Here is a 19,153-nt window from a genome sequence, read left to right as displayed (position 1 = left end):
TTATTTGGTTTTAGCGGCTAGGGCGACAGCTTCGCGAATCTTATGATAGGTACCACAGCGACAGATATTTCGATTCATCGCATTGTCAATTTCCTCCATATTGGGATTTGGATTGCTTTTTAATAAAGCCACAGCAGTCATGATTTGGCCAGCCTGGCAATAGCCACACTGAGCAACATCCACTTCTGCCCAAGCTTTTTGAACAGGGTGATCCCCGTCCTCGGAAAGACCCTCAATCGTCAATACCTCTGCATTTCCGATACTTGAAACCGGTGTCAGGCAGGAAAAAGTAGCATTGCCATTGATGTGTACCGTGCAAGCCCCGCATTGGGCGATTCCACAGCTAAATTTAGTGCCTACCAGTCCCAAGTTATCCCGAAGAACCCACAAGAGTGGAGTATCGTCATCGACATCTACGGTGTGGGACTTCCCGTTGATTTTCAGATTGTAATTTGCCATGAGTTTTGAGTTTATTCAGAATCTTAAGATAAAGAATAAATTTTGCTTATCGAATTGGACTTCAGCTCAATTGCCTGGTTTTTGGATGAGTTGCAATAACAAGGGATGAATGAATCAAGAAATCTGAAATGCAGTTAAATTACTAATTTTTATTTCGATTTCCGGAAAAAACCCTTATCCAAACTTGGCTTTCCACAACCTGTCAAACTGAGTACTATACTCATCAAAAAGTAATTAAAAGGTAACTCTGCCTCTGAATAGATTTTTCCTGAATGGGCAAAAATCACAGCAATCCCCAAGGTAAAAGCCATAATCCAAGCACCGTATCGAATTCCCAGCAAAATCAGAATCCCAGCTGCAAACTCTGCGATTTGGGAAGCATAGGCCATCAATAATGGAAAAGGCCAATTCAATGATTCTAGAAAGGCTGCAAGTTCGGGGACTTTTCCTTGGAAAAGATAGGTTCCGCTATGTTTGAGCATAACTGTTCCCACCCAAAATCGAACTAAGAGAATAGCAATGTTTAGGTATTCAAATCGGGGTGATTCAGTTAAGTTTCTCATTTCAAAGCGTGTAAAATGTCGCTAGAAAAAGTGTGAGTCGATAGATCGTAATAACTACAATCAGCGCTGAGACCAACAGAATTCCTCCAAGAATACTTCTCCACCACGAAAATCCCATCACTCTGCGAATAGCCGGAACGAAAAAGCCAAGGATAATGAGGGAGAGAAAAAATGTGTAATATTCATCTCTAATTTCCCCATTCCAATTTACACCAAGACCAAGAATCAACTGAGATATCCCTCTTGTCACCAATGAAATTCCAACCGTAGGAACAATGAGAATAAACGTAACGAACTCCAGACTAAGGTGGAAGTATTTTACAAAATTGACCTGCTTTGAATAATTTGCCAATACAATAAAAGGGATTAAATAAATGACAAACAGAAAAAGTAAAAGCTTCGAATTGCCTGTCGAATTCATATCGTAAATTTGAGAGAAATCCGAAAGGCTTAAGTTATTTTCACTTATGTATTCGGTCACTTCTTTCTCCACAAAGCCACTATATGGCATTCTATAGAGTTGATTATATAGACTCGTATTAAATGTCTGAATTACAGGGAAGAAGAAGTATATAAAGTTGGCTAGAAAGAAAAAAGAAATCGGCTGCATGTATGGTACCGTGATTCCTTCGGAAACATCCTCGGTGATCTTGCCAGGTTTTAATAATAGGGTTCGAAGACTGTTGAAAAATTTACCATCAATAAAAGTGTAGGCATTGAGCAGATTAAGAAGGTAATTTTTTAGTGTTTGATCCTCTTTTTCCAGCACTTTTTCTCCGCATATATTGCAGAATTTGCCATGAAAAGACGCCTCGCAATGCTTACATTTTCTGGTAATTTGAAAATCAAATGCTTCAGTTCGTTTCCTCCAAAAATTCATTTCATGTGTTTATAATTTGATTTTTTATGATCACATGCCCGCCTGTCGTCGGACAGGGAATGCCCTGCCCCTATAGCTCGGGGCATCCCCCTGTGTGAGAAGCCTTTCTCATGGGCATTTCATGAGCTTGGTAAAGCGATAAGTTCTATATTTTTCAGGTGAATTGTTTGTTTTTTCAGCCTGTTTCTTGAAAATTATTTATTTATCTTCGATCCTTCTGTTTTTTAACAAAACCCTAAACCTATGTCCCAAACCATCAAAGCTGCCATCGTAGGTACCGGATTTATCGGTCCTGCTCACCTTGAGGCACTTAGAAGATTACCTAATGTCGAGGTAGTAGCACTATGTGAAGTCACCCAAGAACTTGCAAATGAAAAAGCAAAAGTGCTTGGAATCCCACGAGCCTATACTTTTGACGAAATGCTAAAACAGGATGACATCGATGTAGTCCACATCTGTACACCAAATTTCCTTCACTTTGCGCAAGCAAAAGCTGTGTTGGAATCAGAAAAGCATGTGATTTGTGAAAAACCTCTTGCAGTCAAAATTCACGAAGCGGAAGAGTTGGTGAAGATTGCTTCCGCCACCGGCTTGGTCAATGCTGTCCACTTCAATCTGCGCTACTATCCGATGGTACGGCAGATGAAAACCATGCGCGAAAAAGGAGATCTTGGCGAGGTCTATTCTGTGATGGGATCTTACCTGCAGGATTGGCTTTTCTTCCAAACTGACTACAACTGGAGACTGGAACCGGACAAATCCGGAGATTCCAGAGCGATTGCGGATATCGGTTCCCACTTGCTTGACATCACTGAGTATGTCACTGGATTGAAAATCACTGAAGTGATGGCTGATTTCTCCACGGTACATAAAACACGATTGAAGCCGCTGAAAGCTATTGAGACCTATTCTGATACTAAGTTGCAAGCCTCAGACTATGCGGAAGTTCCGATCAATACGGAAGATCATGCTACGGTTTTGCTTCGGTTTGACAATGGATCCAAGGGTTCGATCACTGTCTCTCAAGTAAGTGCAGGTCGCAAAAACCGACTGAATATTGAGATCGCAGGTTCCAAATCCAATTTTGAATTCAATTCAGAAAGACCGAATGAACTATGGATTGGGAAACGGGACAAAGCCAATGAGCAGCTGATGAAAGATCCTTCCCTGGCTTACCCTGAGGCTTCTGCCCTGATCAGTTTTCCTGGAGGACACAACGAGGGCTTCCCGGACACCTCCAAGCAAATGTTTAAAGAAGTCTATGCGGCAATTGCTGTAGGAAAGCAACCTGAAAACCCCTCCTATCCGACTTTTGCAAGTGGTCTGAGAGAATTGATTATCGGAGAACGAATAGTCGAAAGCGACAAAAAGCAAGCTTGGGTTAAAATCTAAAAACCTTTTGCGGCTTTTGTCAGTAGGAAGACAAGAATTAATTACCATAAATCCTTATTTCAATAAAAATCTAAATCAATGAAAACTATGAATTTGAAAAAAAGTCTATTTGCATTTGCCCTGATGGCATTTGTAGCTTTTTCAGCTACTGCACAAGAAAAAGCAAGTCCCGCAAGAAAAGCTGAAGGAACGGCAGCAGGCTCCAAAATCACCATCAATTACTCTTCTCCCGCGGTAAAGGGTCGTACCATTTGGGGTGATTTGGTTCCTCTAGGTCAAGTATGGAGAGCTGGTGCTGATGATGCCACTACCTTTACCACCGAAAAAGATATCATGGTAGAAGGAAAGAAACTTCCAGCTGGCACTTACAGCTTCTTCATTATCCCTGGTGAGTATGAGTCCACTTTGATATTTAACAAAGTAGCAAAACAGTGGGGAGCTTATACCTATGATTCCAAAGAAGATGCGTTAAGGGTAAGTGTACCTTCAATGCAAACTTCTACCATGGAGGAGCGCTTGGTCTACGAAGTAAAACCTGATGGTTTTGAAGTTAGATGGGAATATGGTAAAGCTGCGGCTAAAATCGGTTCTTAATTAAAATTAAGCATCGCCAGCACAGGCCATTAGATCCATTGGATTAGTCTTTCGACTGGTGGTCAGTGATCAAAATTTGAATAGAAGCCCGGGATTGTACCGGGCTTTTTTCATTTTTGAGATAGTATCCGATAGAATTTCGGGAAAAGTTTAAGTTTAAATAATGCTCATTTATATTGTAGTGAGTAAGTGCCTGTCACATCCGATAGGCAGCCTCGATTTCATCTCAATTCCCCTATTTTTACAGGATGCCAATCCGAAGCTTTAGTTATTCAAATCCAAAGAAAAGCGCCTTTTTGGCCGGAATAGGCTTTCTTTTCCTGTATTGGCTTTTCGGCTTTGACGGAATCACTTTTTCTGACGATGTCTACTACTTACTTGCCGGCAAAAACTTCTGGGCTGGCACCATGGAATTCAACGAATACCATTTCTCCACCCGATGGGGTGCCTACATCCCCTCGGGTTTGATAGGTTTTCTTTTCGGTTTTGATCCACATCGGATTTCCTTGATTTCCCTGTTCAGTTACATCGGTACCCTGGCCATGCTGTTGAAGGTATTACCGCGGGAATCTAATCCTTGGGTCTTGCTCATCTGGTTTTCCACTCAAGTCTATTTTCTCCACTTTTTGACCAAGGTTTATCCTGATTCTCAGTTGGTATTTTGGACAGTATTAGTTCCGTTTTCAGCAGTATACAGAAATGAGAGGCCCATTCTGGCAGCCTTAGGATTGATTTTCGGTTTGTTCTTTGGCTTTTTGACCAAGGAAACCATCATATTCCTTGCACCACTTCCTGTTTTACTTTGGGCTTTCGATTGGAAAAAAGGAACCAAAAAAATCCCTTTCTATTCCGCTCTTTTCGGATTTGGGATTGTCTTTGGCAGTCTGTATTTGGCTTACTTTTGGATTCAATTCGGAAGTCCCTTTTATCGATTTGAATCAATTCAGGATGGACATTACATTTCAGAATTTACCTATGCTGACAAGAGTGTCTGGGTAATGCTCAAGCGCCTGACCATACTTCCCATTCTTACTTTTGTCGAACGATCTTATTGGATTTGGATCGTATTTGCCATCCCAGGACTGCTGAAAATTCGAAAAAATCCACAGAGTCCGGGAATTGAATTTGGCTTGGCATTCCTGAGTTTACTTGGATTGTTTTGGGTAATGAGTAGCACCTTAAGATTTTACAATCCAATTTACCTCAACCCTCGCCATCTGATTATTTTGGTGCCGATTTTAGCCTTTTTGATAGCTTCAGGTTGGGAAGATTGGAGTAGAAACCTGAAGTTAAAAAGATCAATGACTGGTCTAATTCTACTTGGAGCAGGAATCAGTTTAATCCAACAAGATTGGAAAATGGCAGCTTTTCAGGCTTTCGCTATTGTTATCATTTATGCAATTCAAAAAAGACAACAGGTTTGGTCTTTTGGAGTTTATTTGGCTTTTCCTGCTTTAATGGCAATTAGCTACCAAATGAAATTAAAGGAGTACAAACACCTTATTCAAACTTTAGATCAAGAAACCTTAATAACTACTAATCAATCTATTATACTCACAAATAATTTTCTTGATTTCAGCAAGGAAGTGCTTTTACCTGAGAATCAAACCACAAAAGATTTACTTTTCCCGATCGAAAAATTGGACTCACTTAAATCTAATCCACCTCAGAAATTGAGGGTTTTAATCTATGACTATTACAAACACGGATATCCTAAGGAACAGGTAGATGTGTCTGCTTTGGAAATATGGTTAAATGAAAATTACCGCTTGGATTCCGAATCAGTCAACGGCAAACTTTGGTTACGTAATTTTTCCAGAGAATAGTTATTTCCTCTTTTTTTGCCCCAAGGCAAAAATCCGGTTGACGTTAAATCCGAGTCTAAATTCTTCACCGGGAACGCCATTACCTCCCGCCAATAAGTATTGCTCATTGAGTGCCTGTGAGGTCACAAAATACATTTGAAAAACATGGCCCCCCGCTTCGACATCCCAACCAATTCCGACATTATTTCTCAAGTCTGAATTAAGATTGGGTATCCATTGGAGTGTGAGAGAAGAACGATCTGTAACTTTTAATTTTCCACTAAACCCAAGCGCGAGGTAGAGATTTTGGGTGCCCTCGATCAGATAGATTTGACGGGGATTGTTGAAATAGGCCAACATTGGGCTGACTTGCAAACTGAATTTATTTGAAAACTTTCGTGCAATCATCACTTGAGCGGAATAGGCAAGTCGATCGACAAATTCCGGTCGCTCAGCTGCCGGTAAAAATGAATATGGATTGCTGATCACCCCTGCACCACCTGCCAAACTTACAGAAATGGGCACATTGCCGTTTTGCGTTTGTTCCAGAAGATGATACCGTCCGTAGAGGTTGTAAAACTTATCCCGACTGGATCGAGCTGCACCCAGCGAAAGCTTGTCAGATAAACCAAATTCAAAGCTAAACTGGATGTTTGCCCCATTGTCCAAGCCAAAAAGGTTCTCAATCCCTCCATCCAGAGTACCGAAAGTGTGCATGATGGCAAAGTGCATGGTCTTCTTCTCAAGCGGCTCCACAGTCATCAGATTGATATGCCTGGGGGCATGGAAAATCAGATCTACCGCTTGATTGGTGTTTTCAAGCACTCGCTCCAACTGAGCATTTGAATAAGAGATTATACCAAAAAACAGCGCTAGAAGAAGTCCTGATGTTTTCATTTTTTCTCAGTTAAAGTGGCTTTGATCGTGACTTTTTGCTCCTCCGCCAATTCATAAAATACGAGCTTTGGAACAGGGATATTATAGTCTGAAAGTAAAATTGTAAAACTTGTGTCAAGTTCGATTTTCCCGTTTTGAAGCTTGGTCAAAAATCCGGAAACTTCAATCTTCCGCTCCACACCGTGAATTTTAAAAGTCCCGACCGCTTTAACCGGCACTTTTTGTCCGACCGACAGTTGGGGGCTGCCATCGATTTTGCCGGTAAACTCGGCAAATGGATATTTATCAGTCTCGAGGTAATTTTCCCGCATGTGACTATCCCGAAGCCCAATACCCGTCTTAAGTGTGTTTAGATCCACAAAGAAATCAAGGAGGTTTTTATCTAAGTCTACCAAACCATTCAATACACTTGACTTCCCTTCAAACTCATTGAGCGGTGCTTTTGACAAAAATGTAACCTGCCCTGTTTTGGTCAGAAACTCCTGACCAAATGCAGCAGAACTCAGCGAAATGGCCAAAAGAAAGCCTAAAATCTTCATCGTTTTAATAGTTGATTTTTAATAGTCAAATGGACAACTCGCCGGCTAGAACATCGTCCTTCCAATTGGCATTTTCGCCATGCCTGACTGCATCAGGCAGATTCACTTTTATTTGGTAATTGTCAGTGTAGTCCCTGAAACCTGCGTAGTAAACTGCGTCAAGGGTTGATTTGCAGGCCCTTGTACCACGCGCCCCGAGGCATCAAATACCGAACCATGGCAAGTACAAGTAAAGCGACTGGCTGCAAAAGTCCAATTTCGATCACAGCCAGAGTGGGTACAAACGGAAGTAAGCGCGACAAATGAGCCATTGACATTTGCTACCAGCGCCTTTGCATTTTCAATCAACAGCCAATTGCCAGAGTTGTTGAGTGCTGTCTGAACGGCCAAATTAATGACAATGACTGATCCTGATATGGTAATTCCGGAGCTTGAATTTCCCGGAGGCGTCGGTGGGCCTGATGGATCAGCATCGTCAGTCGAGGAACATGAGGTAAAAAAAGCAGCACCAAAGGTAGCTAACACGAGAGAAGCACCAGATTTTTCCAAAAATCTCCTTCTGGATTCGGTCAAACTTCCTGAACGGGTAACAAGGTCTTTATCCATTTTTTAAATTGATTATTCGGTAGATAGAATCAAATACGAATAAATAATCTCAAACGGATGCTAAAAGTTTTGAATTTCTCCAATAATCAAAAATACTTTGGCTTCAATATTTCACTCAGGACTACAGCATCCTTCAAGGTTTTCGGGTTTTTAAGCAGCTGGGCATAAGGATTTGATTTTTTAGCCTTAATGGCTTCATAGTCCATTTTGAATGAAGGAATCAATTCCGCAGAATTGGTGGACTTAAAGTCCTGAAAAGGTACTTTTTTCGAAGCACCGAAAGAACCTTCGTAATATTCGATTTCCTCATCATCTTCTACGATGACAGGCTTTCGGGAGGCTGTTTTGACTTGGGGAATATGGGATGGGCCCGGGTAAGAACGATAAGGTTCAGCCCTTTGAGGTTCGGGGATTACAGGCTTTGGCTTTGCCTGAACAGGTTTTTCAACAGGAGGAGGATTTTGAGCCTGACGGATTTCTTTCATCAAATCCTCAAAAGTCATCCCCTTCTGAGGAGCCTGAGGTGAAGATTCATCCGAATCCGGCATATCCAAATCCTTTTTCTTCCGAGTGGCCTGATAAATGAAATAGGCCAAAATGGCCACGATATAAACGATGTTACCCAAATCCATGCCCTCAAGTTAATTTAAAATTTTGATAGTGGGAAGCAGGGAGGTTGGGAATCTGGGACGTTTGGTTCAAGGTTCTTCAAACTTGGACCTACAATGATACAGTCTTCGGACTGCTTTCAAGCTTTTCTTAACTGTCTTGGGCAGTCTTAAGACTGCATTATCCCTAGCACAAGTCTGCCTGACGGCGAGGCAGGTCGGAAGACTTGCGTTAGACTACGTGCTACTTGGTTCAAGTCTTCAAACTTGGACCCACAATGATGCAGTCGTCAGACTGCCCAAATCATCCTATCAAAATCACATCAATAAGCTTGTCTGGCAATTCTGCATAATTGGAAGCGCTACTGTACAAATAATCTTCTGGCGAAAGGACAATCCCAGCTGCCACCGGATTTTGGTGAATATAATTCAAACATCTCCTGATTTTATCTTCTGTATTCAGTTCAATGGGATGGCTATGTTGCTGCCAAATCTGAAAATTTGAATTGTTTAAATTTCTTCTTCCGGCATTGCCAAAATGCCTCAAAAGAAATTCCCTTCTACTTTCATCCGGTAGAATTTTTATTGCTTCCAAGAACTTTACAGATGTAAATTTCTTGATATCTCTGATCAAATCTTCAAGTATTAAATCTCCATTTCTTCCAATAATCAAATGAACATGACTGGACATAATACAAAAAGCACATAGGTCCAATCCTTTGTTTTTCTGACAGAATTTCAAGGAATCCAAAAAAATATCCCGATAATCCCGACGAGTGAATAGATCAATCCATTCGACAATCGTGAAGGTGACAAAGTACAATTTCTCTTGATCTCGGATTTTATACTTTCTACTCATGATTGAAAAAAATCAAGATTTAAAACAGCGTATCTAAAATACTGATTTTTGATTTTTCGACAGTCTGAAGACTGCAATATCTTAAGCACAAGCCTGCCTGACGGCGAGGCAGGTCTGAAGACTTGCGCTAAACTACGTGCTACTTGGTTCAAGTCTTCAGACTTGGACCTACAATGATGCAGTCTTCGGACTGCTTTCAAATTTTCCCTAACTGTCTTGGGCAGTCTGAAGACTGTATTATCCAAAGCACAAGTCTGCCCGACGGCTAGGCAGGTCGGAAGACTTGCGCTAGTCACTCTCATCCCTACTTGGTACTTTGTACATGGTACTTGGTACAATAATTTGCCATTTCCACGCTTTAAACTTATTTTGTCCCCTTTACACGGAGGATAAAAATCGAATGCTGCTCAGTAAACTGGAGATCAAGGGCTTTAAGAGTTTTGGGGATAAAATGGTTATCCACTTCGACAAAGGAATCACCGGTGTCGTTGGTCCAAACGGTTGCGGTAAGTCAAATGTCGTCGATGCCATCCGTTGGGTGCTTGGCGAGCAAAAATCCCGTATGCTCCGCTCCGACAAGATGGAAAACGTCATCTTCAACGGAACCAAAAACCGCAAGCCAACCAATATGGCGGAGGTTTCCCTGACCTTTGAAAACACCAAAAACCTCCTCCCTACCGAATACACACACGTCACCATCACCCGCCGCTATTACCGAACCGGTGAAAGCGAATACCAAATCAACGGCGTATCCTGCCGTCTGAAGGATATCTCCAACCTCTTCATGGACACGGGGATCAACTCCAATTCCTATGCGATCATCGAACTCAAGATGATCGATGAGTTGCTGAATGACAAAAACAACTCCCGACGCGAACTCTTCGAAGAAGCCGCCGGAATCTCCAAGTTCAAAAACCGAAAGCGCGAGACCCTTCGCAAACTGGAAGACACAGACGCCGATCTTGCCCGGGTGGAAGATTTGCTTTTTGAGATTGACAAAAACCTGAAAAGCCTCGAAAAACAGGCGAAGCAGGCTGCAAGATATTTTGAGATCAAAGCGGATTATCGGGTTGCCAGCATCAATATGGCCAAGAAATCCATCGAGAAATATGCTAACAACCTGATTGAAGCGAATTCAAAAATCCAATCGGAATCCGATCGAAAGCTTCAACTCCAAACTCAGATCGCTGATCAGGAAGCCCTTTTGGCACAACTCAAAGCAGATCTCATCCAAAAGGAAAAACTCCTCTCCTCCCGACAGAAAACACTCAACGAGCACGTCAATAAAATCCGGGCTTTTGAGTCGGAGAAGAAAATCAAAAACGAGCGGATGCGCTTCCTCGAGGATCGCTCCCAAACTTTGCGCGAGCAAATCGACACAGATCGAAAGTCAAACGACCGAGCCGGATTCTCTATAAGATCGCTGCATCAGGAGAAAGAATCAGCCGAGAAAATCCTTGCGGAAAAAGAACATATCGTCTCCGAGCTCCGTCAGCAATACGATGCGCAGAAACTGATCACTTCCGAAAAGCAACAAAGCCAAAAGGAACAAAGCCTGAAGTTCGAAAGCCTCAAAGAGCGAGTCTATCAACTTAGCAAAGAGGTTGAAATCAAGCAGATTCAACTCAGCACATTAAAGCAGGAATTGGAGCGTACATCATCTGATGACTCCTCACAGGAAGCAAGTTTGGTAGATTTTGAGGACAAAATGGTGGAGCTGAAGTCCGAATTGGATGAGGCTACGGCGGCTTTTTCCCAACTCAAAGCCAAACAGGAAGATCAGGACCAAAAGATCGAAGAAACCAATCGTGTGATCGAAATGATCCGGGAGGAACTGACCACCTCGTCCCGCAAACTCGACTCCAAAACCAACGAATACAACCTCACCAAGTCTCTGGTCGAAAATCTTGAGGGTTTCCCGGAGGCAATTAAGTTCCTCAAAAAAAACCCGACCTGGGGCAAAGACATTCCCCTGCTCTCCGACTTGCTCACTACGGATGAAAAGTACCGGGTGACCATCGAAAACTACCTCGAATCCTACATGAATTACTATGTAGTGGATACCGAGGATCAGGCCATTGCGGCGATTCAACTGCTCAGTGATGCGGCACGTGGCAAAGCCAATTTCTTCGTGCTGGAGCATTTTGAGCGGTTCAAAGCAGGACAGAGCAAGCTTTTCGCCAATGCCATAGCAGCCACTGAAATCATCGAATTCGACCTCAAGTACAGTCGTCTGATCAATTTCATTTTGGACAATGTCTATCTCGTGCAGGGAGAATACAAGGATTTTCCCGTGGATTCGGACTGTGTCTTTCTTTCCGAAAACGGCAAATACACCAAGCGTAAATTCTCCCTTTCCGGCGGTTCGGTGGGACTTTTCGAAGGAAAACGAATCGGTCGGGCCAAGAATCTGGAGAAGCTGGACCGGGAGATTAAAGATTTGAGTAAAAAAGTCAGCAGCACCCGTGCCAACCTGGATCAGAAGCTCAGCGACCTGATGAAGCTGAAAGAAGTCAGCCACAAGAAAACCCTGGAGGAAAGCCAAAGCCGCATTAATGAACTCAACTCGGCTTACGTATCCGTCCGTACCAAAAAGGAACAGCTAGCCGAACTCCTCTCCTCCAATGTGCATAAGCGGGAGGATATTTTGGATCGCATCGCCAGCCTGGAGGAAAGCCTGAGGGAGATCCTTCCTCAACTAACCGATCAGAAAGCAAGTTTTTCCGAATTGTCGGAAGGACTCACCTTGGTCAATGAAGAAGTAGAAGCCGAAAACAAGAAACTGGCTGAGAAATCTCAGACCTTCAACCAAGAAAATATCACCTACATCCAGCAGGTCAACCGGGTGAACAGCCTGGAGCAGGAAATTGAGTTTAAGCAAAATGCCTTTGAAAGCTCCAAAGAGCGAATCGAAAAGTCTCAGGCCGAACTTGCCCAACTGGATTCAGAGATCAAATCCCTCCTCGACAACAATGAAGTGAAGGACGACGAACTGATTGAGCTGTATGCTGAAAAGGAAAGCATCGAGCGAGGCGTGACCGAAGCCGAAAAAGACTACTACGGTGCCCGCGGCCTGATCGATGAGACCGATACCCGAATTCGCAGCCTGCAGAAAACCAAGGAAGGATTTGACGTACTCCTGCAGGAACTCCAAAACAGCATCAACGAGATCAAGCTCAAGATGAGCGGAATGAAAGAGCGCCTGAGTGTGGAGTTTGAGTTAGACCTCGATTCGCTGATGGAGGAAAACCCGAATTTGGATCCTGAATTCGCAGATTTTGCGGAGGAGGAACTCCGGGAACTCGTGCGCAAGCAAAAGGAGCGACTCGAAAAAATCGGCCCGATCAACCCCATGGCGATGGAAGCCTACGACGAGATCAAAGTGCGCTATGACTTTATCACTTCGCAGAAGGCTGATCTTTTCAATGCCAAGCAAAGCCTTTTGACTACCATTTCGGAAATCGATCAGGTGGCACGGGAGACATTTTTGGATGCTTTTGGCAAGATCAAAGAAAACTTTATCAAGGTATTTCGCTCGCTCTTTACCGAGCAGGACGACTGTGACCTGACCTTGGTGGATCCGAGCAATCCGCTGGAAAGTGCCATTGAGATTATCGCCAAACCCAAAGGCAAGCGTCCCCTGACTATCAATCAACTATCTGGTGGGGAAAAGACCCTGACCGCCACTTCCCTACTCTTCTCCATTTACCTGCTGAAGCCTGCTCCTTTCTGTATCTTCGACGAAGTGGATGCCCCACTTGACGACGCCAACATCGATAAGTTTAACCACATCATCCAGAAGTTCAGCGCCGAGAGCCAGTTTATCATCGTGACGCACAACAAGCGCACGATGGCCAGCACGGATATCATCTATGGCATTACGATGATCGAAGCTGGAGTTTCTAGGGTTGTTCCGGTGGATTTGAGGGAGTTGGCTTGATTTGTAATTAGAGATTTGAGATTCAAAATTCGGCCCCTTCATCATTCGATGTTCGCCATTCGATATTCATTATTTGTAAATTGAATAGAGGACATGAAAGCCAATCTTTAAACAATTAAACCGGATTTTTTATGGCAATAGGTAAGAAAATTAATATTGACGGAGTAGAAATTTCCATTATTTCATGAGAAAAAAATGACTACATCTCTTTCACTGATATGGCTCGGGGTCAATTGCAAGAGGTGGTCATCATTAAATGGCTAAGTCTAAAAAGCACGATTGAATATCTTGGAGAATGGGAAGCCCTCTACAATCCGGATTTTAATTATACCGAATTCGGTACAATTAAAAACGCTGCAGGAAGTAACAAATTTGTTCTCTCTGTTAAGAATTGGCTGGAAATAACCAATGCTATAGGTATTACTGCAAAAGCGGGAAGGTATGGAGGAACTTATGCGCATAAAGACATTGCCTTCCATTTTGGAATGTGGATTAGTCCAAAATTCCAATTATTACTGGTAAAAGAATACCAGCGCCTAAAAGAGGACGAAAATAACCGCCATAATTTAGAATGGAACTTCCAAAGAACTTTGGCTAAGGTTAATTACCACATCCATACCGACGCAATCAAGGAAAACCTCATCCCCGAAGAAATTACACGCAACCAAGCTGCCATCATTTATGCCAATGAAGCCGATGTGCTCAACATGGCCTTGTTTGGAAAGACTGCAAAACAATGGCGGGATGCTAATCCGGATAAAAAAGGGAACATCAGAGATTTTGCCAATCTCGAGCAGCTAGTCGTGCTATCAAATATGGAGAGTACCAATGCACTTTTGATCCATCAAGGCTTGACGCAATCCGAACGCTTGATTCAACTCAATCAAATGGCCATCTCTCAGATGAAGTCCTTGGTACTGCATCGGAAGAGTTTGGATCAATTGAAAAACTAAGGATTAAAACTTCCAAAAAATCCCTATTTTTAAAATACTACTTGATTACTTTTTCAATCTGACTTTTAAAATCATGAGCAAAGAACTTCCTCTTTCCAGCCAAGAGATCGAAAATCGGATTTTTACAATTCGTGGTTTACAGGTAATGATTGATCGGGATTTGGCGGAGTTATATGTGGTAGAAACCAGAGCATTAAATCAGGCTGTAAAAAGAAACATTGACCGTTTCCCTAAATCATTCAGGTTTCAATTAAATGGTGAGGAATTTGAAAATTGGAAATCACAAAATGTGATCTCCAATAATGATAAAATGGGATTAAGAAGACCCCCATTTGTATTCACAGAACAAGGAGTTGCCATGCTTTCCGCTGTTTTAAGAAGCGCAACAGCAGTTATGGTAAGCTTAGAAATTATGAATGCCTTTGTGGCTCTTCGGAAAACACTTATTTTTCAAAGTGGCATTCTACAAAGAATCGAAGGAATAGAACGAAAGATTTTAGAGTCCGATCAAAAATTCGACAAAGTCTTCAAAGCCCTGGAAAACAAAGATTCCATCCCATCACAAGGTGTCTTCTTCGATGGACAAGTCTTCGACGCTTATGAATTGGCATCAAGAATTATCAGAACTGCCAAAACCAATTTTATCCTGATTGTTAGTAACATCAATGAATCAATCCAACTTACTGTTAAGGAGGAAATCTATCGACTTATTTAAAATTATACTTCTCCCAAATAAACCGAGTCGGAGAAAGCGCGCTTTTTAGTCCAAGGATTTTCTTGGCTGAATGAAAGATAGGCATGCCATTTCTCACTTTCGGATAGGAAAGGCACTTCCAGAAAATGACTTTCCTTTTCTCGAAAAGATCCCAGAAATTCCCACCTTGACTTTTCTCGATCTTCATGAATCAATACCACAAATGCTTGATCTGTTGGTTTGGCATTGACTTCCCAAGCGTTATTCCGCCACGTAAATTGAATTCCTCCTCCTTCCCGTGATGCTACAGCGTTTTGTGGTCCTAAGAGTGATCCTTGGCTGAATTTGACCAAACTTATATCTAAAACCTTCTGAGGATTGCCTTTTTCCACAAAGCGAAAGCAATTTTTAGAGGTGTATGACACTGCAGCATGGTATGGCTTTCTACCTCCGACCTCCAGATCTTGATACCCAAATCGAAGCAAGTGAGTGAAGTATTTCAAAAAAGTATGCGTCTGCTTGATTACAGATTGGCTCTGCCGTTTTAAGAGTGAAGTTTTAGCCTTGACAGACTTGCTCTGTTTCCCCGGAGCCTTTCGGACATACGTTTCCCCATTGTATTCGTAAAAAACGAGGTTACCAACCTTACCTCTAATACCTTCCAGCAAACTACCCTTAACTCTGCCCATAGGATAATCAATTGATTTTCTAGAGTTTAAGTTAATAGATCAATTTAAAAAAACATAAGGCTTAAAAATAATTTTTTGATCAATGTATAATTATTCAAGGATTGCTTATGTATTGGTCAAAGGATGGTTTTTAATTAGTGAAGTAATACTAGGAATTGCTTTTTTCACACTATCCTTCTTCCCTACTCATGCATTATCCTCTTAGCTATTGATAATTGGATAATCGAGCAAAATGCAACAAATCGATATTAAACAAGCAATTTTTAGGACTATGCTTTCTCCAGCATTTCCCGATCTACTCTACCTTGATTTATATCAGCTCAATAGCGAATAAACTTAAATCAGATGAGTCAAAGATAAAATTACCTGTAGATTTTATGGAAAATGTGGACTTGAGGTATCTGAAAAAGTGTTGAGGGCAATCCCTTGAATTGCCCGGCTTTTTAAAGCTGGGAATTGAAATTGGGAAGTAGGATTCAGCGATGGCGCAGAATATCAATCTGGAATAGATGGCTCAAGCCAGCGCAATGGAATGGTCAATGTCGAACATCAGGGAGAATGGGCTAATTACTACGGCTGTCTGAAGACTGCATTTGATTAAGGTCAAGTCTGGAGACCTTGCAAAAGTGGGCCGGAAGAGCACAGTAGGCCTAGTTATCTAAAACCTGTTTCGATAACTAGACTTTCCCTCAATTCATAAATCCATTAAATTAGAGCTCAAAGTTTCTCTATGCAGCCTTCGCCTGGCATATCGTCCATTTCACTGCTTCGCATCCGTGCAGTTTGCCTCGGAAAAACCAAGTTTCCTTCTCCGGAAATTGCATGGTATGTAATGGACTATAATTTTCGAAATAGGCATATAATTAAAACCGAAGACTATTCCAGATTGGATACCTACCGCTGTCCGTATTGTAAAAAATACCACCTCGGAAATTCTTCAAGAAATTAATCTTAAGGAAGGTGGGCTTATATCAAGTATTTATTCTCGTAATTCTTTAGGGACCGACTCAATGATGGTGGTCTGACCATCAGGTAATCGGAAAGATGCCGCTGCTTAATTTCCAAAAATTCAGGCGAGATTTTCAGCATTGTACTGATCTTATGTTCTAGCGTGACCCCATTTTGTATTTCTGTGAATACGCTGCTTGAATATTGATCCTGTTTAATTATATGTTCAATTAGATCATTCCCATACGCTTCAAAATCCTTTTCTGCATCCAGCAAATAGGCAAGAGAAATAAAAGTGATTTCTGTATTCTTCACTGAGGTCCAAATCGCCTTTTTGCGCTTTATCCTTCCCTCCATTTCCAAACCTGTGTAAAAAATCTGTTTCTCCATTAGAAGATGGCACTCATTCCGTCCATTTTCCATTATTAAATTACCCAATACCGCGCCGGAATTTATAAAGCATAACAGATCATCCGGTCTAAACTTGATCGGCTCACCTCTTCGGAACGAAACAATTCCGGCTTTATCAAACAGTTCCCTAAATAGGCTTGGAACATATATTCCGTGCTTTCGGGCATAGTGGATAATATTCCATTTAATTCTAAAATCACTGACCATCCAACTTCACAGTTAAGGAATCTTGAGGAAAATCCAAGAGAATCCGACATTAAACAAAACATAAGTTTGATGAAAATTAAAAATCTAAATTGATTTTTCATACCATTGATTATGAAAATCAAATTTTAATAACCAGATCAAATTCAAGGATTTGCACATAAAAATCAAATCCCGTAGGTTCAATATGCCATCTAGGACTTCTCCTCCTTGGCAGTTCAACCGCCGCTCATCTTCAGGACCGGGAGCGAAGATGCCAGTCCACACTCAGCGGCAAAAGGTGATGAATCTACACCTCAATCGGGAAGTAATCCCCGAATGATTCAACTCTTAGGCAGGGAACTCGGTGCAGAATTCTTACGCAGAACGAAGCACATGGAAAGGGTCTCTGCCTAAGGGAAAATCCAAATGGTATGTTCCACCGGGGGGCAACCCTCACTAACAAAAGAAATCATGGAATCAATAACCAAAAGATTACCCGTAATAGCATTTGTCTTGGCAGCATTTGCTGCTGTGGCCTTCACTTCTCCAAAGGAAGAGGCCAATCAGATGTATGGATTTGATGGTACCGATTGGTATCTGATTGAAGGGCAAGAAGGGGTCACCTATCTCTGCGATCAAGATACCCAGCCTGGTTGTCTTTTTGATGCAGTCAACGGAAATCCTGTTGATACCGAAATCGAAAGAAAATTTGTAAACATCAGTCTTGTTCCCATTGAGGATCAGAAAAAGTAAGTGAGTTTAGAACCCGGAATTCATGATTCCGGGTTCTTTTTATTTATTGCATACCCAATTCAACTTCATAAGGAGGTAAATCCAAAATAAACTGATCCTCTTCCATCAAGGTGAATTTGGTTCCGTTTATTTCCCGACTTGCCTGAAAAGAGGGATTCAAATATTTCAATCTCTTCATATCCATCCAACGAAGGCATCTAAATACCAATTCTCTATTTCTTTCTGCAATGGCCAATTCCAGGGCTTCCTGTTGTTGAAGAGAATTCCAAGGCTTAAAATCAGAATATCTCACTGATCCCAATTCATTCAATCTCTGCAGCCCTTCTTCCAGTTTTCCAGCTCGAATCGCAGCCTCTGCCGCCGTTAGGTACATTTCTGAAATTCCTATCCCACTGAAAAGCCGGAATCCGCCGGTATAAGAGCCTTTGAAAAGCGCTCCTTGAGTAGGACTCAACCTGAAAAAAAGTGCTTTTCTAAGATCATTTTTCTGGTAAGATTCATAAAGCGCTTTAGAAAGTTCAGTAGTAGGCCTTATCGTAATAATTGAGGTTTGCATTTGTTGGAAAAAGATCGTTTCCTGATTAAAAACTGAAAAAGGATAGCTTAAGGAGGAATTTAATTTTTTGAAATCCATCAGTCCATCAGCATTTTCAATTACATAAGTTGCCGCTGACAGCGCTTTATCCCAGTTCTGTTCGTAAAGATGAATTCTGGCAAGAATGGCCTTGGCCGTTCGTTTGTCCGGTCTGGTTTTAATTTCGGCCCGATCAGGCAATATTGTAAATGCCTCTTCCAAATCTTCTTTAATCATCCCCAATAATTCGTCTATTCCCATCCTTATAAGAGATGCATTAATATCCTGACTGAGATTTACAGGGATTTTAATTTGTCCTTTCAATGTACTCTGCGGCCCTGGCAGGAATAATGTTGCTAAGTCAAACAAGACCCGTGCTCTTAAGGTCAATGCCTCCCCTCTCATCTGCGAATTTTGAGGAGAATTACCGGATTCCATATTTTCCAACAAATGCAATGCAGTATTTGCATAAAACATCTGCCTGTGAAGTGTTTGATAATCGGAGGATCGCTCCTGAGGCTCGAAAATACTTTTTCTCCATAAATAAGAATTTTGTTGCCATGGTACAAAATTTTCCCATTCCACATTGGTAGTTGACCATTCGTCCGACATCATAAAAGGGAGCAGTGGGGTATTGGTCAGAAAATTGTAATAATCCAACATCGCCCTGACTTCCTTCAAAGATTGGGGAACAAGTAAAGATTTTTGCGGTTTTTCATCTAAGAATCCATCGCAGGAAAACAGGATCAGAAAGACCAATCCAGTCAGATTTTTTTTGATGTTACAGTTCATTTTAAGGTCTT

The 19,153-nt window shown here is 41.8% G+C and carries 17 protein-coding genes and 1 pseudogene; 7 read left to right on the top strand and 11 right to left on the bottom strand.

Features of this window, described 5'->3' with window-relative positions:
* The 3 genes from Q8M62_RS03415 to Q8M62_RS03405 form a co-directional block, all read right to left on the bottom strand.
* The gene (locus Q8M62_RS03415) at window positions 1-459 is read right to left on the bottom strand and encodes a (2Fe-2S)-binding protein (protein ID WP_304899588.1); all 459 of its coding nucleotides are present in this window, start codon (window positions 457-459) and stop codon (window positions 1-3) included.
* Between the two features lie 149 nt (window positions 460-608).
* Complete coding sequence (locus tag Q8M62_RS03410; RefSeq protein ID WP_304899587.1) at window positions 609-1,022, bottom strand: DoxX family protein; 414 nt, start codon at window positions 1,020-1,022, stop codon at window positions 609-611.
* Between the two features lies 1 nt (window position 1,023).
* On the bottom strand, window positions 1,024-1,902 hold the full coding sequence (locus tag Q8M62_RS03405) for a DUF3667 domain-containing protein (protein WP_304899586.1): 879 nt from the start codon (window positions 1,900-1,902) through the stop codon (window positions 1,024-1,026).
* A 243-nt stretch (window positions 1,903-2,145) separates the two neighbouring features.
* Between Q8M62_RS03405 and Q8M62_RS03400 the strand changes: the two genes are divergently transcribed.
* From Q8M62_RS03400 to Q8M62_RS03390, 3 genes are all read left to right on the top strand, one after another.
* Window positions 2,146-3,294 (top strand): Gfo/Idh/MocA family protein, encoded by a 1,149-nt coding sequence (locus Q8M62_RS03400; protein ID WP_304899585.1) that lies wholly within the window; start codon window positions 2,146-2,148, stop codon window positions 3,292-3,294.
* A 78-nt stretch (window positions 3,295-3,372) separates the two neighbouring features.
* Window positions 3,373-3,888 carry a DUF2911 domain-containing protein gene (locus Q8M62_RS03395; RefSeq protein WP_304899584.1) on the top strand — a complete coding sequence of 172 codons (516 nt, stop codon included), beginning with the start codon at window positions 3,373-3,375 and terminating at the stop codon, window positions 3,886-3,888.
* A gap of 248 nt (window positions 3,889-4,136) precedes the next feature.
* Complete coding sequence (locus Q8M62_RS03390; protein ID WP_304899583.1) at window positions 4,137-5,714, top strand: glycosyltransferase family 39 protein; 1,578 nt, start codon at window positions 4,137-4,139, stop codon at window positions 5,712-5,714.
* Here the strand turns inward: Q8M62_RS03390 and Q8M62_RS03385 are convergent, their stop codons facing one another.
* From Q8M62_RS03385 to Q8M62_RS03365, 5 genes are all read right to left on the bottom strand, one after another.
* Window positions 5,715-6,590 carry a DUF5777 family beta-barrel protein gene (locus tag Q8M62_RS03385; RefSeq protein ID WP_304899582.1) on the bottom strand — a complete coding sequence of 292 codons (876 nt, stop codon included), beginning with the start codon at window positions 6,588-6,590 and terminating at the stop codon, window positions 5,715-5,717. It lies immediately after the preceding gene.
* Complete coding sequence (locus Q8M62_RS03380) at window positions 6,587-7,129, bottom strand: YceI family protein (RefSeq protein ID WP_304899581.1); 543 nt, start codon at window positions 7,127-7,129, stop codon at window positions 6,587-6,589. The genes Q8M62_RS03385 and Q8M62_RS03380 overlap by 4 nt, the downstream gene beginning before the upstream one ends.
* A gap of 108 nt (window positions 7,130-7,237) precedes the next feature.
* Entirely contained in the window at window positions 7,238-7,735 is a 498-nt protein-coding gene (locus Q8M62_RS03375) for a ubiquinol-cytochrome c reductase iron-sulfur subunit (RefSeq protein ID WP_304899580.1), read from the bottom strand.
* An 86-nt stretch (window positions 7,736-7,821) separates the two neighbouring features.
* Window positions 7,822-8,367 (bottom strand): hypothetical protein, encoded by a 546-nt coding sequence (locus Q8M62_RS03370; RefSeq protein ID WP_304899579.1) that lies wholly within the window; start codon window positions 8,365-8,367, stop codon window positions 7,822-7,824.
* Between the two features lie 280 nt (window positions 8,368-8,647).
* The gene (locus Q8M62_RS03365) at window positions 8,648-9,202 is read right to left on the bottom strand and encodes a transposase (protein WP_304899578.1); all 555 of its coding nucleotides are present in this window, start codon (window positions 9,200-9,202) and stop codon (window positions 8,648-8,650) included.
* Window positions 9,203-9,602: 400 nt separating this feature from the next.
* Between Q8M62_RS03365 and smc the strand changes: the two genes are divergently transcribed.
* The 3 genes and pseudogenes from smc (at window position 9,603) to Q8M62_RS03350 (ending at window position 14,810) form a co-directional block, all read left to right on the top strand.
* Window positions 9,603-13,142, top strand: coding sequence for a chromosome segregation protein SMC (gene smc / locus Q8M62_RS03360; protein WP_304899577.1), 3,540 nt, complete (start codon window positions 9,603-9,605; stop codon window positions 13,140-13,142).
* Between the two features lie 131 nt (window positions 13,143-13,273).
* Window positions 13,274-14,095 (top strand): annotated as a pseudogene (locus tag Q8M62_RS03355) (KilA-N domain-containing protein).
* Between the two features lie 73 nt (window positions 14,096-14,168).
* Window positions 14,169-14,810 (top strand): ORF6N domain-containing protein, encoded by a 642-nt coding sequence (locus Q8M62_RS03350; RefSeq protein ID WP_304899576.1) that lies wholly within the window; start codon window positions 14,169-14,171, stop codon window positions 14,808-14,810.
* Window positions 14,811-14,812: 2 nt separating this feature from the next.
* Here the strand turns inward: Q8M62_RS03350 and Q8M62_RS03345 are convergent, their stop codons facing one another.
* Both Q8M62_RS03345 and Q8M62_RS03340 read right to left on the bottom strand, forming a co-directional pair.
* Window positions 14,813-15,478, bottom strand: a complete 666-nt coding sequence (locus Q8M62_RS03345; RefSeq protein ID WP_304899575.1) for a DUF6266 family protein — start codon at window positions 15,476-15,478, stop codon at window positions 14,813-14,815.
* Window positions 15,479-16,444: 966 nt separating this feature from the next.
* The gene (locus Q8M62_RS03340; protein WP_304899574.1) at window positions 16,445-17,044 is read right to left on the bottom strand and encodes a hypothetical protein; all 600 of its coding nucleotides are present in this window, start codon (window positions 17,042-17,044) and stop codon (window positions 16,445-16,447) included.
* A gap of 450 nt (window positions 17,045-17,494) precedes the next feature.
* Between Q8M62_RS03340 and Q8M62_RS03335 the strand changes: the two genes are divergently transcribed.
* On the top strand, window positions 17,495-17,776 hold the full coding sequence (locus Q8M62_RS03335) for a hypothetical protein (protein ID WP_304899573.1): 282 nt from the start codon (window positions 17,495-17,497) through the stop codon (window positions 17,774-17,776).
* Window positions 17,777-17,819: 43 nt separating this feature from the next.
* On the opposite strand, the gene Q8M62_RS03330 is transcribed toward Q8M62_RS03335, so the two are convergent.
* Window positions 17,820-19,142: a RagB/SusD family nutrient uptake outer membrane protein gene (locus Q8M62_RS03330; protein ID WP_304899572.1), complete on the bottom strand. Its 1,323-nt coding sequence runs from the start codon at window positions 19,140-19,142 to the stop codon at window positions 17,820-17,822.
* Between the last annotated feature and the right edge of the window lie 11 nt (window positions 19,143-19,153).

The organism is Algoriphagus sp. (assembly GCF_030694375.1).
Taxonomy (GTDB): domain Bacteria; phylum Bacteroidota; class Bacteroidia; order Cytophagales; family Cyclobacteriaceae; genus Algoriphagus.
The sequence above is the reverse complement of the archived record's forward strand: the minus strand, read 5'-3'. Positions and strand labels throughout refer to the sequence as shown.

Excerpts from the sequence above, each read along its gene's own strand:
- Q8M62_RS03415 (WP_304899588.1), bottom strand. The coding sequence starts at position 459 with ATGGCAAATTACAATCTGAAAATCAACGGGAAGTCCCACACCGTAGAT.
- Q8M62_RS03410 (WP_304899587.1), bottom strand. The coding sequence starts at position 1,022 with ATGAGAAACTTAACTGAATCACCCCGATTTGAATACCTAAACATTGCT.
- Q8M62_RS03405 (WP_304899586.1), bottom strand. The coding sequence starts at position 1,902 with ATGAATTTTTGGAGGAAACGAACTGAAGCATTTGATTTTCAAATTACC.
- Q8M62_RS03400 (WP_304899585.1), top strand. The coding sequence starts at position 2,146 with ATGTCCCAAACCATCAAAGCTGCCATCGTAGGTACCGGATTTATCGGT.
- Q8M62_RS03395 (WP_304899584.1), top strand. The coding sequence starts at position 3,373 with ATGAAAACTATGAATTTGAAAAAAAGTCTATTTGCATTTGCCCTGATG.
- Q8M62_RS03390 (WP_304899583.1), top strand. The coding sequence starts at position 4,137 with ATGCCAATCCGAAGCTTTAGTTATTCAAATCCAAAGAAAAGCGCCTTT.
- Q8M62_RS03385 (WP_304899582.1), bottom strand. The coding sequence starts at position 6,590 with ATGAAAACATCAGGACTTCTTCTAGCGCTGTTTTTTGGTATAATCTCT.
- Q8M62_RS03380 (WP_304899581.1), bottom strand. The coding sequence starts at position 7,129 with ATGAAGATTTTAGGCTTTCTTTTGGCCATTTCGCTGAGTTCTGCTGCA.
- Q8M62_RS03375 (WP_304899580.1), bottom strand. The coding sequence starts at position 7,735 with ATGGATAAAGACCTTGTTACCCGTTCAGGAAGTTTGACCGAATCCAGA.
- Q8M62_RS03370 (WP_304899579.1), bottom strand. The coding sequence starts at position 8,367 with ATGGATTTGGGTAACATCGTTTATATCGTGGCCATTTTGGCCTATTTC.
- Q8M62_RS03365 (WP_304899578.1), bottom strand. The coding sequence starts at position 9,202 with ATGAGTAGAAAGTATAAAATCCGAGATCAAGAGAAATTGTACTTTGTC.
- smc (WP_304899577.1), top strand. The coding sequence starts at position 9,603 with ATGCTGCTCAGTAAACTGGAGATCAAGGGCTTTAAGAGTTTTGGGGAT.
- Q8M62_RS03350 (WP_304899576.1), top strand. The coding sequence starts at position 14,169 with ATGAGCAAAGAACTTCCTCTTTCCAGCCAAGAGATCGAAAATCGGATT.
- Q8M62_RS03345 (WP_304899575.1), bottom strand. The coding sequence starts at position 15,478 with ATGGGCAGAGTTAAGGGTAGTTTGCTGGAAGGTATTAGAGGTAAGGTT.
- Q8M62_RS03340 (WP_304899574.1), bottom strand. The coding sequence starts at position 17,044 with ATGGTCAGTGATTTTAGAATTAAATGGAATATTATCCACTATGCCCGA.
- Q8M62_RS03335 (WP_304899573.1), top strand. The coding sequence starts at position 17,495 with ATGGAATCAATAACCAAAAGATTACCCGTAATAGCATTTGTCTTGGCA.
- Q8M62_RS03330 (WP_304899572.1), bottom strand. The coding sequence starts at position 19,142 with ATGAACTGTAACATCAAAAAAAATCTGACTGGATTGGTCTTTCTGATC.